At 64.6% G+C, this 16217-nt stretch carries 12 protein-coding genes; 3 read left to right on the forward strand and 9 right to left on the reverse strand.

From position 1 onward, the window contains the following. Window positions 1–225: 225 nt before the first annotated feature. Both gabT and DOM33_RS12955 read right to left on the reverse strand, forming a co-directional pair. Window positions 226–1497, reverse strand: coding sequence for a 4-aminobutyrate--2-oxoglutarate transaminase (gene gabT, locus DOM33_RS12950; protein ID WP_110669624.1), 1272 nt, complete (start codon window positions 1495–1497; stop codon window positions 226–228). A 132-nt stretch (window positions 1498–1629) separates the two neighbouring features. Further along, on the reverse strand, window positions 1630–3051 hold the full coding sequence (locus DOM33_RS12955; protein WP_110669626.1) for an APC family permease: 1422 nt from the start codon (window positions 3049–3051) through the stop codon (window positions 1630–1632). 183 nt (window positions 3052–3234) lie between these two features. On the opposite strand from DOM33_RS12955, the gene DOM33_RS12960 reads away from it, so the two are divergent. Beyond that, window positions 3235–4686: an aminotransferase-like domain-containing protein gene (locus tag DOM33_RS12960; RefSeq protein ID WP_110669628.1), complete on the forward strand. Its 1452-nt coding sequence runs from the start codon at window positions 3235–3237 to the stop codon at window positions 4684–4686. Between the two features lie 35 nt (window positions 4687–4721). Here DOM33_RS12960 and DOM33_RS12965 read toward each other — a convergent pair whose 3' ends face one another. The 4 genes from DOM33_RS12965 to DOM33_RS12980 form a co-directional block, all read right to left on the reverse strand. Further along, window positions 4722–5885 carry an ABC transporter ATP-binding protein gene (locus tag DOM33_RS12965; protein ID WP_110669630.1) on the reverse strand — a complete coding sequence of 388 codons (1164 nt, stop codon included), beginning with the start codon at window positions 5883–5885 and terminating at the stop codon, window positions 4722–4724. A 7-nt stretch (window positions 5886–5892) separates the two neighbouring features. Further along, complete coding sequence (locus tag DOM33_RS12970; protein ID WP_110669632.1) at window positions 5893–6768, reverse strand: carbohydrate ABC transporter permease; 876 nt, start codon at window positions 6766–6768, stop codon at window positions 5893–5895. After that, window positions 6765–7667, reverse strand: a complete 903-nt coding sequence (locus tag DOM33_RS12975) for a carbohydrate ABC transporter permease (protein WP_110669634.1) — start codon at window positions 7665–7667, stop codon at window positions 6765–6767. The genes DOM33_RS12970 and DOM33_RS12975 overlap by 4 nt, the downstream gene beginning before the upstream one ends. 68 nt (window positions 7668–7735) lie before the next feature. Beyond that, window positions 7736–9016: an ABC transporter substrate-binding protein gene (locus DOM33_RS12980; RefSeq protein ID WP_204352679.1), complete on the reverse strand. Its 1281-nt coding sequence runs from the start codon at window positions 9014–9016 to the stop codon at window positions 7736–7738. Between the two features lie 277 nt (window positions 9017–9293). Here DOM33_RS12980 and DOM33_RS12985 point away from each other — a divergent pair, with 277 nt between their 5' ends. Together DOM33_RS12985 and DOM33_RS12990 are read left to right on the forward strand one after the other, a co-directional pair. Further along, on the forward strand, window positions 9294–10241 hold the full coding sequence (locus DOM33_RS12985; protein WP_110669636.1) for a dihydrodipicolinate synthase family protein: 948 nt from the start codon (window positions 9294–9296) through the stop codon (window positions 10239–10241). Window positions 10242–10374: 133 nt separating this feature from the next. Further along, window positions 10375–11676: an Nramp family divalent metal transporter gene (locus DOM33_RS12990; protein WP_110669638.1), complete on the forward strand. Its 1302-nt coding sequence runs from the start codon at window positions 10375–10377 to the stop codon at window positions 11674–11676. Window positions 11677–11797: 121 nt separating this feature from the next. Here the strand turns inward: DOM33_RS12990 and DOM33_RS12995 are convergent, their stop codons facing one another. The 3 genes from DOM33_RS12995 to recF form a co-directional block, all read right to left on the reverse strand. Continuing rightward, window positions 11798–12346, reverse strand: coding sequence for a YgjV family protein (locus DOM33_RS12995; RefSeq protein WP_110669640.1), 549 nt, complete (start codon window positions 12344–12346; stop codon window positions 11798–11800). A gap of 149 nt (window positions 12347–12495) precedes the next feature. Then, window positions 12496–14910: a DNA topoisomerase (ATP-hydrolyzing) subunit B gene (gyrB, locus tag DOM33_RS13000; protein WP_110669642.1), complete on the reverse strand. Its 2415-nt coding sequence runs from the start codon at window positions 14908–14910 to the stop codon at window positions 12496–12498. 19 nt (window positions 14911–14929) lie between these two features. Beyond that, window positions 14930–16015, reverse strand: coding sequence for a DNA replication/repair protein RecF (recF, locus tag DOM33_RS13005; RefSeq protein WP_110669644.1), 1086 nt, complete (start codon window positions 16013–16015; stop codon window positions 14930–14932). Window positions 16016–16217: the final 202 nt, after the last annotated feature.

The raw sequence follows: 16217 nt of genomic DNA on the forward strand, positions 1-16217 counted from the left end.
CTCCCCTGCGGTGAAGACCCGGGACCAACAAAAAGGCCGATATCCTCGCGGATACCGGCCTTTCACTTAGCTTCGCCGGACGCTCATGGAGCCCGGTCTGTCTCGGGGTCAGGCAGTCATGTGGCCCGGTGTGCCTTCAGGCAGTCCTGTCTTCCGGTCAGACAGGCGTTCAGGCAGTCATGTGACCCGGTATGCCTTCAGGCAGTCATGTGACCCGGTATGCCTTCAGGCAGTCATTTCGTCGAGCAGCGTCTCGATCAGCGAGAACCCTTCCTCGAGCACGTCATCGCCGATGGTCACCGGCATCAGAAAGCGGATCGTGTTGCCGTAGAGCCCGCAGGAGAGCAGGATCAGGCCGCGCTCGCGTGCCTCGCGGCAGAGCTTGCCGGTGAGTTCGGTGGCCGGCGAGCCGTCTTTCTCGACCAGGTCGAAGGCCGCCATCGCGCCCAGCGCGCGGCCACGGACGACACAGTCGAAGCGCGCCTCCCAAGCGTTGAACTGCGACTTGAGCTTCTCCCCGAGCCCCTGGCTCTTCTCCAGGATGTTCTCTTCCTCGAACACTTCCAGGACGGCGAGTACCGCGGCGCAGGAGACCGGGCTACCGGTATAGGTGCCGCCGAGCGAGTTGCCGCCGGAGGCGTCCATCACCGTGTCGGTGCCGACCACGGCGGAGATCGGCATGCCGTCGGCCATGCTCTTGGCCATGGTCATGATGTCCGGCTCGATCCCGGCGTGCTCGATGGCGAAGAGCTTGCCGGTGCGCCCGAAACCGGACTGCACTTCATCGACGATCATCAGGATGCCGTGCTCGTCGCAGATTTCGCGAATCGCCTTCAGAAAACTCGCCGGCGCCGCGTGGAAGCCGCCCTCGCCCAGTACCGGCTCGATCACGATCGCCGCGGTGTCGCTGGGATTGGCGTCGCTCTTGAGCGTCATCTTGAGATGGCGCAGAGCCTCCTCTTCGCTGACGCCGATGGAGGGCACCGGGTAGGGCGCGCGGTAGACCTGCCCCGGCATCGGGCCGAAGTCGGTGCGGTACGGGGCGACCTTGCCGTTCATCGCCATGGTCATGAACGTGCGGCCGTGATAGCCGCCGGTGAAGCAGATCACGCCGGAGCGGCCGGTGGCGGCGCGGGCGACCTTCACCGCGTTCTCGAGCGCTTCGGCGCCGGAGTTGGCGAGCATCACCTTGGCGTGTCCGCGTACCGGCGTCAGCTCGCTCAGCTTCTGAGCGACGCGCACGTAGCCTTCATAGGGCATCACCGTCTGGCAGGTGTGCATCACACGGTCGAGCTGCGCCTTCACCGCCTCGACCACCTTGGGGTGGCGATGGCCGATGTTGAGCACGCCGATACCGCCGGCGAAGTCGATGAAGCGCTTGCCGTCCTCGTCCCACAGCTCGGCGTTTTCCGCCTTGGCCGCGAACTGGGTGGCGGGGCTGGCGGCGCCGCTCGCGACATAGCGCTGCTTGAGTTCGTTGAGTTCTGCGTTGGTCATGATTCACTCCTCTTGGCGCGGCGCGTTACGCCGCGACTCTCGATGCGCGTCGTCGATGGCGAGCGTCGGCGCCGCGCGCGGTAGTCTAGGCACCCCTGCCGACGCTCGGCAGGGGATCGGGCGGTGTCGCGACTAGTCGCGCTCGTAGGAGGCACGAATGAGTCGGTCGCCCATCTCTCGACCGTAGCGCCGTCTCGCCCAGGCGTACAGCACCAGACCGCCGACCATCCACATGCCGAAGATCAGCCACTCGACCGGCACCAGGGCCGACGGACTGCCGGGCAGATAGGCGAACAGCATGCCGAGCGACATCAGCACTGCGAGCACGCCCACCGCGATGCCGCAGGAGACGCGGTAAGGACGCGGCATGTCCGGCTCGCGCCGGCGCAGAATGAGGAACGAGACCGCCACGACCAGATAGGCGATGACGATACCCAGACCGCCGGCATCCACCAGCCAGACCAGCGCCGGGCGGCCGAAGAACGGCGCCAGCGTGGAGAGCACGCCGATCAGGATGATGGCGTTGGTGGGTGTCTTGTACTTCGGATGTAGCTTGCCCAGAAAGGCCGGCAGCATGCCGGAGTGCGCCAGCGCGTAGATCGCCCGCGAGCCACCGATGTAGAAGGCGTTCCAGCTGGTGATGATTCCCGCGATCCCCGCCAGCACCATCAGGTTGCCCGCCCAGGCGCCGCCGAACACTGCTTCCATCGCCGCCGGCACGCTCAGCGTGCTCGCACCGAGCGCCTCGCCATCCAGGATCAGGCTGGTGCCGAGCACGATCAGCACATACCACGCCACCGCCATGAGCACGGAGAGCACCAGCACCTTGCCGATGTCGCGGTACGACAGGTTGATCTCCTCCGCCGCCTGCGGAATGACGTCGAAGCCGACGAACAGGAAAGGCACCAGCACCAGTACCGCCACGATGCCGCCGATCGCGCCACTCTCGCCGCTGGAGAACAGCGGCTGCATGTTGGCCGCGTCACCGGTGAACAACGAACCGGTGACGAACATCACGCCGACCAGCAGAATCAGCCCGGTGACCACTTTCTGCAGCAGCGCGGCCGTCGAAATGCCGAAATAGTTGACGATCATCATCACGATCGAGCCGATCACACCGACCGCAACCCAGCTCGCCTGCACGTCCCAGCCGGCGACGGTCCAGAGATGCCCGACGGCATAGCCGGGAAAGAGGTACTCGAACACCGTGGGCAGTGCCACCGCCTCGAAGGAGGCGACGCTGACGTAGCCCAGCACGATGCTCCAGGTACAGAGGAACGACGCGGCGTGACCCAGCGCCCGATAGCTGTAGACGTGCTCGCCGCCGACCCGCGGCATCGCCGCTGCCAGCTCGGCGTAGGTCAGCCCGACCAGCAGCACCGCGATACCGCCGACGACGAAAGCGAGAATCGCCCCCACGCTGCCGCCGTCGAGAATGGCGCTGCCGGTGAGCACGATCCAGCCCCAGCCGATCATCGCGCCGAACGCGAGCGCTAAGACGTCGGCGCGCGCCAGCACACGGACGAATTCTTGAGGTTCCGAGGATTTCGACATTGGCTATGTCTCATGAGGTTGTTGTTGGTGAGAGCGGCCACGCTATCACCGCGCGCAACCGCTTTAGCTAGACCACTTTTCGGATCGAGTGGACCACTTTTCCGTCACACCCCATAATTCGCTACCCGTTGCCGATTCGGGCGCGCCACGCAGGATGCACGTCGAACACGCCGGAGAGACGCTTTGCCGACGGACGATACGAAGCAGACGCTTGCGGAGATCGAACGGCGCTACCGCGCCCTGCCCGATCACCTGACCAAGCAGTCGCGTCTCGCGCAGGCGCTGGGGCTATCGATCGAGCAGCACTGGACCCACGGGCAGCGCCTGCCCGGTCATCGCCTGATCTGTCAGCGCCTGAACGTTGCCCGCAACACGCTGGCCGGCGCGATCGAGGATCTGGTCGCGCAGGGTCATCTGATGACCGACCACGGCCGCGGCACCTGGGTGCATAAGCCCGTGCCGGTAACGACGCCGCGCGAGCCGGACGTGACGCTCTCGCGCCGCGGCGAGCGGGTGCTCGGCGACATCGGCGCCAGTCGAGTGCAGAGCGGGGCCTTCGTGCCCGGCGTGCCGGACATCGTGCATTTCCCCATCGCGCGCTGGCGCCATCTCTACTCGCGCATCACCGTGCCCCGCAACACGCTGCTGCTCTCCTACGCTTCCGGCGGCTACGGACCGCTCAAACGGGCCATCGCCGACTTTCTCGCGCGCTGGCGCGGCATCCACTGCGATCACGATCAGATCGTGATCACCGAAGGTGCCCACCACGGGCTCCACCTCTGCGCGCTGGCCCTGACCGACGTGGGGGATCGCGTGGTGATGGACTCCCCCTTCTACTGGGGCGCACGCAATGTCTTCGAAACCAGTGGGCTGACACTGCAGCACGCGCCCTGGACCGCACACGCGGGCTATCGCGAGCCGCTTCCCGAAACGCATCCGACACTACTCTACTTCACCGGCAGCCACCATTATCCGCTGTGTTTACCAACAGTGAGCGCTCACAAACGTGCACTGGAGGCGCGGCTCTCGCCCCGATGGGTGCTGGAAGACGACTACGAGTTCGGCGACGGAACGCGACGGGATCTGTTGTTCGGCGACGATGCCGACAACCGCATTCTCGTCGGCTCCTTCTCGAAGATGATGTTTCCGGGTCTGCGCCTGGGCTATCTGGTCGTACCGCGGGCGCTCAGCGCGCCGATCAATCGGTTGCGCAGCGGGGTGTTTCGGGAGGGAAGGCTACTCGATCAGGCGGTGCTCGCCGCCTTCATCGACGGCGGCGACTTGGACGCCTGGTGCCGGCGCATGGCCGGGGTCTATCTCGCCCGCCAGCGTACGCTCGCGGCGCTGCTGGCGGGCACGCCGGGTATCGAGGCGATCTCGCCCCCTGCCGGCAACGTGAGCCTCTGTCTGACACTCTCGGCGACGATCGACGACGAGCGTCTCGCCGACTTTCTGCTGAGCCGCCACCATCTGGTAGCGCGACCGCTCAGTCGTGTCTGCAGCCCGGGTGACGAACGCCGCGGCCTGGTTCTGGGCATCGGTATGGTCGAAGGCGAGACGCTTGCCACCCACGGCCAGCGCCTGGCGGAGGGGATTCGCCATTTCGTCGAGCGCGAAGGCCGCCGCCAGCGCTGATGCCGACCGGTTGGCGTCTCGCGAGTCAGCCAGCGCTAACTGACATCCAGAGCCGCCGCCGGCATCTCGGCACTGGCTTTTTCGACGTCGCGAATCCGATCTTCGCTCTCCGGGTCGAACGCCACCATGCGCGAGACGTCGAAGGCAAAACGCGCCCGCTGGCCCGACTCGAGCGGCGCACCCGGACGCATACGGGCATTGATGCCGCGACCGCCGAGCCGGGTGACCACGTAGAGATCGGCGCCGGTGGGCTCGACCAGCTCGACCTCGAGCTCGGCCTCATGGATCTCGCCGTCCTGGCGGTTGGCACTGGACGGATCGGTGATCGCTTCCGGACGCAGCCCGAGGATCACGTCTCGATCGCACCAGGTCTCGAGGGCGGCACGATCGCGCACGATGGGCAGCGTCACATCGCCCGAGGGCGATTCGATGCGGGCCACCAGCACACCGGCGTCTCGTGTAATGCGTGCGTTGACCAGGTTCATCGACGGCGAGCCCATGAAGCCCGCCACGAAGAGGTTGTTGGGGTCGTCGTAGACCGCCTGCGGCGTGCCCAGCTGCTGCAGCTCACCGCCTCGCATGACCGCGATTCGCGAGGCCAGCGTCATCGCCTCGATCTGATCGTGGGTGACGTAGACGATGGTGGTGCCCAGGCGCTGATGGAGCTGCTTGATCTCGGTGCGCATGTCGACGCGCAGCTTGGCATCCAGGTTGGAGAGCGGCTCGTCGAACAGAAAGAGCTGCGGCTCGCGCACCAGCGCGCGCCCCATCGCCACACGCTGGCGCTGGCCGCCGGAGAGCTGCCCCGGCTTGCGATCGAGCAGGTTCTCGATCTGCAACAGCTCGGCGGCGCGCCTGACCGCTTCACGGCGCTCGGCCTTGGGGACCTTGCGCATCTCGAGTCCAAAGCCGATGTTGCCGGCGACGGTCATGCTCGGGTAGAGCGCGTAGGACTGGAACACCATGGCGATATCACGCCTCGAGGGGTGCAGATCGTTGATCCGTTCGCCATCGAGCAGAAGATCGCCTTCGCTGATGTCGTCGAGCCCGGCGATCATGTTCAGAAGGGTCGACTTGCCGCAGCCCGACGGCCCCACCAGCACCAGAAAATCGCCCTTCTCGATGGCGATGTCGATGCCCTTGAGCACGTGGGTCTCGCCGAAGCGTTTGTGGATGTTGTTGATGTGTAGAAAGCTCATGTGATCCTCAGCCCTTGACCGATCCCGACATCAGACCGCGCAGAAAGTATTTGCCCGCCAGGATATAGACGATCAGCGTCGGCACTGCCGCCACCATCGCCGCCGCCATGTTGACGTTGTACGCCTTCACCCCGGTGGAGCTGTTGACCAGATTGTTGAGCGCCACCGTGATCGGCGCACTGTCGCCGGAAGTGAAGGAGACGCCGAACAGGAAGTCGTTCCAGACGTTGGTGAACTGCCAGATGATCGTCACCACGATGATCGGAATGGATGCCGGCAGCAGAATGCGAAAGAAGATGGTGAAGAAGCCGGCGCCGTCGAGCTTGGCCGCCCGCACCAGCTCGTCGGGGAAGCTTGCGTAGAAGTTGCGGAAGAACAGCGTCGTGAAACCGATGCCGTAGACGATGTGCACCAGCACCAGCCCCGTGGTGCTGTTGGCGATGTGCAGAATGCCCAGCACTCGCGCCATCGGCAGCAGGATGATCTGAAACGGAATGAAGCAGCTGAACAGAATCAGGCCAAAGACGATCTTGTGACCGCGAAAGCGCCACTTGGTCAGCACGTAGCCGTTGAACGCCCCCAGAAGCCCCGAGATCAGCACGGCCGGCACCACGATCTTGATGCTGTTGAAGAAGTAGCCGTGCACGCCGCTGCACTCGAGCCCGATGCAGGCACTCCCCCAGGCTTCCCGCCAAGGAGCGAACGTCCAGTCCTGAGGCAGCGCCAGCATGTTGCCCTGATGGATCTCCTCAAGCGGCTTGAACGAGGTCACCAGCATCACGTAGAGCGGCATCAGATAGATCACCGCGAACGTCAGCAGCACGGCATAGAGCAGCGCGCGGGCGAGGGTATTGCGGCGGGCAACGAGGGATCCGGCACTCATGATCGGGGCTCCCGCAGTTCGGAGTAGAGGTAGGGAATGATCAGCGCGGCGATCACCGCCAGCATGAACACGGCGCTGGCCGCGGCGATGCCCATCTCGTTGCGCGAGAAGGCGTAGGAGTACATGAAGGTCGCCGGCACCGCGGTGGCGTTGCCCGGCCCGCCGCCGGTCATGGCGACGATCAGATCGAAGCTCTTGATCGCCAGGTGCGCCAGTACCACGATCGCGCTCAGAAAGACCGGGCGCAGCTGGGGAATGATGATCCGTCCATAGATCTTCCAGGTCGGCGCGCCGTCGATCTGAGCGGCCTTGATCATCTCGCCGTCGATGCCTCTGAGCCCGGCCAGAAACATCGCCATGATGAAGCCGGTCGCCTGCCAGACCGCCGCGATCACCACGGTGTAGATCGCCATGTTGGCGTCGATCAGCCAGTTGAAGCTAAAGCTCTCCCAGCCGAGCGAATGCATGGTGCGCTCGAGCCCGAGCCCCGGGTTGAGAAACCACTGCCACGCCGTACCGGTGACGATGAACGACAGTGCCATCGGGTAGAGATAGATGGTTCGCAGCGTGCCTTCGGCGCGGATGCGCTGATCCAGCAGAATCGCCAGCAGCAGGCCCAGCACCGTACAGGTAACGATATAGAGCAGCCCGAACACCCAGATGTTGTGCAGCGCGATACCCCAGGTCCAGGAGGACCATAGCCTCGACCACTGCCGGGTACCGACCCAGGTGTAGTCCGGCATCATGCCGGAGCCGCTAAAGGAGATGTAGGTCGTCCACAGAATGAAGCCGTAGACGAAAAAGAGCACCAGCACGAACGACGGCGAGAGCACGAGCCTTGGCAGCCAGTGCTGCAAACGCTCGCGCGCGCCGCCTCGCGAGGAGGGTGGTTTCGACATCGATCACCTCGATACAGGGCCAGGCCCCGCCGGATGCGACGGGGCCGAACGGGTCTAATCGGATTCGATCAGGAGCTTGCGCCCTGCACCGCCATCGCCAGCTGCTCGGCGGCGACGTCGCTTGGCATGTCGCTGTTGACGAACGAGGAGACGATATCGAACACCGCGTTCTTCACGCTCGCCGGCGCCGCATAGCCGTGCGCCATGCTGCCCATCAGCGTGTCGCTGTCGGCGGCGGCCTTGGCCTGCTCGTAGCCGCGCTTGGCACAGGCATCGAGCTCGTCGGCTGACAGGTCGGTACGCGCCGGCACCGAGCCCTTGAACTGGCTGAAGGTCACCTGAAATTCCGGCGAGCCGATGATCTCGGCCATGGTGTTCTGCATCGACTGCTGCTGCTCGTCGTCGTTCTTGAACATGATCATCAGGTCGCTGTTGAAGGTCACCGCCTCCTGCGTGCCCGGCGTGCGGAAGCACATGAAGTCCTGCTCCGGTTCGAGACCGGCGTTGAGGAACTCGCCCTTGGCCCAGTCGCCCATGATCTGATAGAGCGCGTCGCCGTTGATGACCATGGCCGTGGCCAGGTTCCAGTCGCGCCCCGGGGAGTTGTCGTCCTTGTACTGGAGAAGTTCACGAAAGCGGTCGAAGGACTCGGTCATGGTGTCGGAATCGAGCGCCTCGGGGTCGAGATCGATCATCGCCTGGCGGTAGAAGTCGGCGCCGCCGGTGGCCAGCACCACGTTCTCGAACACGGTCGCGTCCTGCCAGGGCTGCCCGCCGTAGGCCAGACCGGTGTGGCCCGCGTCCTGTGCCGTCTTCATCGATGCAATGAAGTCGTCCCAGGTCTCGGGCTGCTCGAGGCCGAGCTCGTCCATCATCGACGTGTTGGCCCACACCCAGTTGGTCGAGTGAATCTCGAACGGCGCGGCAATCCAGTGGCCGTCGCTCTTGGCAAAACGCTGGATCGGCTGCGGAAAAACCTCGCCCCAGTTGCCGGCTTCGGCAACGTCGTCGAGCGAGCTCAGCGAATCGCGGTCGGCCCAGTCCTGCGCGTCGTAGCCCAGCACCTGTGCTGCGGTCGGCGGATTGTTGGAGGTGATGCGCGAGCGCAGCACGGCCATCGCATTGGTGCCCGCCCCGCCGGCCACCGGCATGTTCTGCCAGCCGATGCCGTCTTCTGCCAGCTGGTCCTTGAGCGCACCGAGCGCTTTTGCTTCGCCGCCCGAGGTCCACCAGTTGAGGACTTCGACGTCGCCTTCGGTTGCGCTCTGTTGCGCGAAGGCCGATGCCGACAGCAGCATGGCGAGCGGCACGGCACCGGCCACCAGGCACTTATTAAGCGTTGTTGTCATGAGTGCATCCCTTGTTTTGTGGGAATCAATATCGGTTTTTTTACGAGATTACCCACGATGACAGCCGCTGGCGTGGGCTGAAGCGGACTATTACTCAGGCGCTTTTGTCTAACAATACAACCATCGACGAAGCCACCGGCTTGCGGTGTCGCCACCCCCAACGCACCCGCATTCCTCCGGGCTGCGCCTTAAGTCGTATCGACCAAATCCCTATTCGCCGCTGCGCCCGGCGCGGATAAGCTTCGTCATACATCCGACATGTGATGAGGACGCCGGCATGTTCGTCGATTCCAAGACAGTGCTCGACCGACTCCGACACTCGGTGATCGCGGTCCCGCCGCTGGCCCGCGACGCAAGCCTTGCACTCGTCGGCGCAGAGAATCGCCGTCTGGTTGCGGATCTCGCCGCGGGTGGTGTCACCACTCTCCTCTATGGCGGCAACGCCAACCTCTATCACCTCGGACTCGACGAGTACCCGGCGCTGCTCGACCTGCTCGCCGCGACCGCCGACGGCGATACCTGGATGATCCCCTCGATCGGTCCCGATTACGGACGAATGATCGCGCAGGCGCGAGTGCTGGCCGAGCGCGACTTTCCCACCGCGATGGTGCTGCCCCAGTCCTTTCCGGCGACGCAGGCGGGTATCGAAACCGGCATTCGGCACGCTCAGGCAACCTTCGGCCGACCGCTGATCGCCTATGTGAAAAGCGACGGCTATCTCTCGCCGGCGGCGCTGGCACGCCTGGTCGACGAAGGGGCGGTATTCGCCGTCAAGTATGCGGTGGTCCGTGACACGCCCGAAGAGGACGTCTATCTGACGGCGCTGATCGATGCCCTCGGTGCCGAGCGCGTGATCAGCGGCATCGGCGAGCGTCCGGTCATCGCGCACTGGCAGACCTTCGGCGTGCGTGCCTTTACCTCGGGCGGCGTCTGCGTGGCGCCGACGCTTTCGAATCGCATACGACAGGCGCTGCAGCAGGGCGATATCGAGAAGGCACAAATCCTCCGCGAGCACTTCCTGGCGCTCGAGGATCAGCGCGATGCGATCAGCCCGATACGGGTGATGCACGACGCGGTGACGCTATCCGGCGCCGCCGACATGGGGCCGATGCTGCCGCTACTCAGCGGCCTGGACGAGCACGAAACGCGGCGCGTGGGCCCGGCGGTGCGTACCCTGCGCGAGGCCGAACTCGCCGCGCGCCGAGAGCGCCGGGCTTCAGGTTGAAACGCGATGAAACGAATCTCGCCACGTCGGCAAGACACTCGTGAGCGAGCCATGAGATAACCGCAAGACCCGTCACTCCATCGTTTGCGCCCGCCGGCAGGCGGGCTTCCCGATCGCTTTCGAGGGCTGCTCCATGGCTGAACGAGACACGACGACGGCGAGCGCCGACCGCTCCCCCGGGTTTGCCAAGAAACTGGCCAATGTCGCCCGCGACTACGGCCCCGGCATCGTGATGGTGCTGACCATGATGGGTGCGGGGGACCTCATCACCTCGGCCGTGTCGGGCTCCAACTACGGCTACAACCTGATGTGGCTTTTGGTGCTGTCGCTGATGCTGCGCTTCGTGATCCTCAACGTCATGGGACGCTTTCAGATCTACAACAGCGAAGGGATGACGATCCTCGAAGGCTACTCACGGATCCACAAGATCTTCCCGGTGTTCTTCGGCATCGCGGCGATCTGCATGGGTCACCTGATCACCGCGCAGATGATCAAGGGCTCGGGGATCGCGCTGGCCTGGATGTCGGGGCTCGACTACCCGTTCGTGCTGTCGATCGTGGTGGTGATCGCAAGCGTCATCCTGATGCGGCGCAATGCCTACTCGAGCGTCGAGAAGATGATGAAGGTGCTGCTCGGCGTACTGACCTTCTGCTTCATCGGGCTTGCGGTCTACAGCGGCCCCGACCCCGTGGAGATTCTGATCGGCACCGTCGGCTTCGGCTTTCCGGACGACACCGCCGCCTTCGACGCCTTTCTGGTGGGGATCGCCCTAGTCGGCTCGGTGGCCGGCTCGCTGACCAACCTGATCTATCCCTACTTTCTGGTCGACCGCGGCTGGGTACGCCCGGAGCACAAACGCATTCAGCGCAACGATCTGCTGTTCAGCTTCGCCGCCGCCATCGTCATCGATCTGGCAATCTGGGTGGTGGGCGCCGAAATTCTGCGGCCCAACGGCATCGAGGTCACCGACATCGGCGACATCGCCCAGGCGCTGATGCTCTACATGGGCCATCTGGGAGCGTGGATCTTCTATCTGGGGGTGTTCGGCATCCTCTACTCGAGCGTGATCGGCACCGCCAACGGCTACGGCAAGATCATCGTCGACAGCTACTATCAGCTCGCCAACCAGGCGGTGAAGAAGACCGACAATCTGGACAAGGACCCGAAGGTCTTCTGGATGACGATGTTTCTGCTCTTCACACCGCTGGTGTGGTCGATTCCGGGCGTGACGGGCTTCGTGACGCTGGTGCTGTTCACCAACGCCCTGAGCATTCTGGCCCTGCCCGCCATCGCCGTGGGCCTTTTGATCATCTCCAACAACAAGGGCTATCTGGCCGACAAGACCAACAACATCGTCGAGAACGTCATTCTGGTGGCGACCACGCTGCTGACGCTGTGGGGCTCCTACACGCTGCTGGTGAGCTTCTTCGACTGAGACGATCGAGGCGAAACAAGCATGCGGCGACTGCCCCGCGCACAACGACGACGGCCCGCGCTTCTGGCGCGGGCCGTCGTCGTTCCCACCGAGTCATCCAGCGATGGGCGGCGTGCCGGGGTCACGACGTCTCTTCCTTCGTCTCGCCGAAGGCGTCCGGATAGCGCCGCCTGGCGCGAATCAGCCGGACGATGGTGATGGCGTTGGTGACGATCACCAGCGCCTCGGCGAGGGTGCCGCCCACCGAGCCCGCCAGCAGATGACTGAGCATCCATCCCAGCGCCGCCAGCCCGAGAAAGACGCGCATGGCGATACCGTGAAGCAGGAACATGCCCACGGTACCGGTCGCCATCGCCACCAGCGCGGGCAGATCGGCCCAGCCCTGCCAGGTAAGCCAGGCAGCGAGGACGCTCGCGGCGAGCACCCCCGCCATCACGCCAATGTTGCCGGGGTAGCGACGCGCCAGCGCGATCCGCACGATGACCAGGACAGTGAGCGCCGCGGCGGTCCAGCTCTGCAGGAACAGAAACTGCAGCGCGAAAGCGACGTTGGCGAGAATCAGATAGGTCATCAGCCGATCGTCGCGCTTGTTGGCGAAGGCGAGCAGGCAGAGTGCAAACGAGGCAAAACCGAAGCACTGACCGGCAATGGCGCTGAACGTCTCGGGCACGGGAGACTCACTGTATCGATGAAGGAGAACCCGGCACGTCGCCGGCTGCCCAGCATGGACGAAGATTCGGTCGGGTTCGACTCGGGCGGCGAACGACGCTCACAAAAAAGGCGGCCCGCAGGCCGCCTTTGGCAGAAAGCCGAGGAAGACTAGATGTCGATGTTCGCCACCAGGGCAAAGCGCTCGATGAAGTCGCGTCGCGGCTCCACTTCGTCGCCCATCAGGGTGTTGAACATCTGGTCGGCGGCGACCGCGTCCTCGATGGAGACTCTGAGCATGCGCCGCGAGCCCGGGTCCATCGTGGTCTCCCAGAGCTGATCCGGATTCATCTCGCCCAGTCCCTTGTAGCGCTGGATCGAGAGCCCGCGCTGGGCTTCCAGCATCAGCCACTCGAGCGCGTCATAGAAGTTCTCGATCGGCTTTTGCCGCTCGCCGCGGGCAATCGTCGCCCCTTCCTCGATGAAGCCGTCGAGCGTCGCACCGAGTCCGGAGAGCGCGCGGTAGTCGGCGCTGCGGAAGAAGTCGATACCCCAGAGGTAGTCGGTGGTCACGCCGTGAGCGGTGAGTGCCACCTTCGGCAGCCACAGCCCGCGCTCGGTGTCCTCGAAAAGTTCGAAAACGTAGCGCGGCCCGCCCTCGTGAGCGATCAGCGAGTCCATCGCCACCTGCAGCCCGTCGATCCACTGCTGCATGGTGCCGCGGTCGTCGAGGCGGGTCTCGTCGATGCCGGGGGCATGGACCATCTTGCGCAGCACGGCATTGGGGTAGACCCGCGAAAGACGATCGATGCGCTTCATCACGTCGCGATACTGGTTGACCAGCGTCTCGAGCTGCTCGCCGCTGATGGCCGGGGCGGTCTCGTTGACGTAGAGACGCGCGCCGTCCAGCGCCGTGGCGGTGAGATAGTCGGTCATCGCCTGCTCGTCTTTGAGATACATCTCCTGCTTGCCGCGCTTGATCTTGTAGAGCGGCGGCTGGGCGATGAAGACGTGACCGCGCTCGATCAGCTCCGGCATCTGACGGAAGAAGAACGTCAGCAGCAGCGTGCGGATGTGCGAGCCGTCGACGTCGGCGTCGGTCATGATGATGATCGAGTGGTAGCGCAGCTTGTCCGGATTGAACTCCTCGCGGCCGATGCCGCAGCCAAGTGCGGTGATCAGCGTGCCCACCTCGGCAGACGACAGCATCTTGTCGAAACGCGCTTTCTCGACGTTGAGGATCTTGCCCTTGAGCGGCAGGATCGCCTGGGTGCGACGATCGCGGCCCTGCTTGGCACTGCCGCCGGCGGAGTCACCCTCGACCAGATAGAGCTCGGAGAGGCTCGGGTCCTTTTCCTGGCAGTCGGCGAGCTTGCCCGGCAGCCCGGCGATGTCGAGCGCGCCCTTGCGCCGCGTCATGTCGCGCGCCTTGCGCGCCGCTTCGCGGGCGCGGGCGGCGTCGATCATCTTGTTGACGATCGACTTGGCCTCGCCCGGGTGCTCGACCAGGTAATCGGAGAACTGGCGACTCAGCTCCTGATCCACCGCCGTCTTCACCTCGGAAGAGACCAGCTTGTCCTTGGTCTGCGAGGAGAACTTCGGGTCCGGCACCTTCACCGAGATGATCGCGGTGAGACCTTCGCGGGCGTCGTCACCGGCGGTCGCCACCTTTGCCTTCTTCTGGATATCTTCGGCTTCGATGTAGCTGTTGAGCGTGCGCGTCAGCGCGGCGCGAAAGCCCGCCATGTGCGTGCCGCCGTCGCGCTGCGGAATGTTGTTGGTGTAGCAGTAGACGTTTTCGGCGAAGGTGTCGTTCCACTGCATCGCCACTTCGACACCGATGCCGTCCTCGCGCTGCATCGAGAAGTGAAAGACCGGATTGAGCGCGGTGCGGTTGGTGTTGAGGTGATCGACGAACGCCTTGAGGCCGCCCTCGTAGTGGAACAGCTCCTCGCGACCGTCGCGCTCGTCCATCAGCCGAATCGCCACGCCCGAGTTGAGAAACGACAGTTCGCGCAGGCGCTTGGCGAGAATGTCGTAGTGGAACTCGATGTTGGCGAAGGTTTCCGATGACGGCTTGAAGTTGATCTGGGTGCCGGATTTCTCGGTATCGCCCACCACCGCCAGCGGCGCCTGAGGCACGCCATGGCGATAGATCTGCTCGTGGACCTGGTTCTTGCGCCAGATGGTGAGCTTGAGCTGCTCGGAGAGTGCGTTGACCACCGAGACGCCAACGCCGTGCAGGCCACCGGAGACCTTGTAGGAGTTGTCATCGAACTTACCGCCGGCGTGGAGCACGGTCATGATGACCTCGGCGGCAGAGACCCCTTCGGAGTGGATATCGGTGGGGATGCCGCGGCCGTCGTCGGAGACGGTGATCGATTCGTCCGGGTGAATGACGATGCGGATCTCGCTGCAATGGCCGGCCAGTGCTTCGTCGATCGAGTTGTCGACGATCTCGAACACCATGTGGTGCAGCCCGGTGCCGTCATCGGTATCGCCGATGTACATGCCGGGACGCTTGCGCACCGCGTCCAATCCCTTGAGGACCTTGATGCTCGATGAATCGTAGGCCTGTTCGCTCATTGCTCACTCCATGGTGAAATCATTCCGGGTGCAGCCGTCCTCTCGAGATGCGCGATGTCGCCACATCCGTGCCTGGCTGCCAGACGTCGGCCAGCGCCGAGTGATCGACGCTGGTGATGAAGACCTGACAGTCGAGGGTCTCCAGCCAGCGGCAGAAAATCTGTCGGTGTTCGCCGTCGAGCTCCGCCGGCAGGTCGTCGATCAGGTAGAGGCAGGTGCGTGCGTTCCACTGCTCTAGAAGCCGCCCCTGGGCCAGCTTCAGCGCGCTGACGACCAGCTTCTGCTGGCCGCGGGAGAGCACCTCGACTGCGGGGTGGCGCCCCAGGCGGATACGCAGATCGGCGCGCTGTGGCCCCTGCTGGGTGAACCCCATCTGGCGGTCGGTGTCGCGGTTGCCTTCGAAGATATCGAGCAGTTCGCGTTTGCCGTCCCAGCCGCGCGAGTAGCGAAGCGCCAGATCGGGTAGCGGCAGCAGTGCCGCCAGCGTCTCCTCGAACACCGGCAGAAACCGCGCCATGTACGTCTCTCTCAGCGCGTCGAGCCGCTCGCTCCAGTGCGCCAGTTCCTGCTCCCAGACACGGATCGACTGGACGTCGATTCTATCATGCCTGAGGAGGGCATTCCGATGTTTCAGCGCCCGCCGGGTGCGCTTCCAGACGTCGAGAAACGCGCTCTCGCCGTGGAAAACGCCCCAGTCGAGAAACTCGCGCCGCGCCGCGGGTGACCCCTCCAGCAGCCGGAACGCATCCGGATTGATCAGCTGTAGCGGCAGCGCCTCGGCAAGCTGGGTGATGCGGGCCGCGCGCTCGCCGCCGACACGGATCTCGAGCTCCGGCGTGTCGCGGCGCCGGCGCACGCCGAGCGGTACCGGCGGATCGCCGGCCAGCCGGCCGAAGAGCGTGAACGCCTCCTCGTCGTGACCGATCACCGACTTGAGCTTCTGGGTGCGAAAGGAGCGCGCCATGCCGAGGAGATGAATTCCCTCCAGCAGGGAGGTCTTGCCGCTGCCGTTGGCCCCGCTGATGAGATTGATGTGCGGCCCCGGCGTCATCTCGAAAGGCTCGAGATTGCGCAGACCCTGAAAGCTCAACCGATCAAGCGGCATGGGAATCCGGAGGGGGGAAACGTATGAGGTAGCGAGGCGTTACCGCGTCACGGGTAACCGACGAGCGTGATGCAGCATTCGCACACGACCTCGCCGATACGGAAGAAGCCGGCGAGCGACGAGCGGATCCGCTGCCGCGGGCGGGTAATCGGCGAGAGTGATGAAACGCGCGGCGCACGCCGCCCGAAAAGCGAGGCATAAC

This window comes from Salinicola halophilus (assembly GCF_003206155.1).
Lineage (GTDB): Bacteria > Pseudomonadota > Gammaproteobacteria > Pseudomonadales > Halomonadaceae > Salinicola > Salinicola halophilus.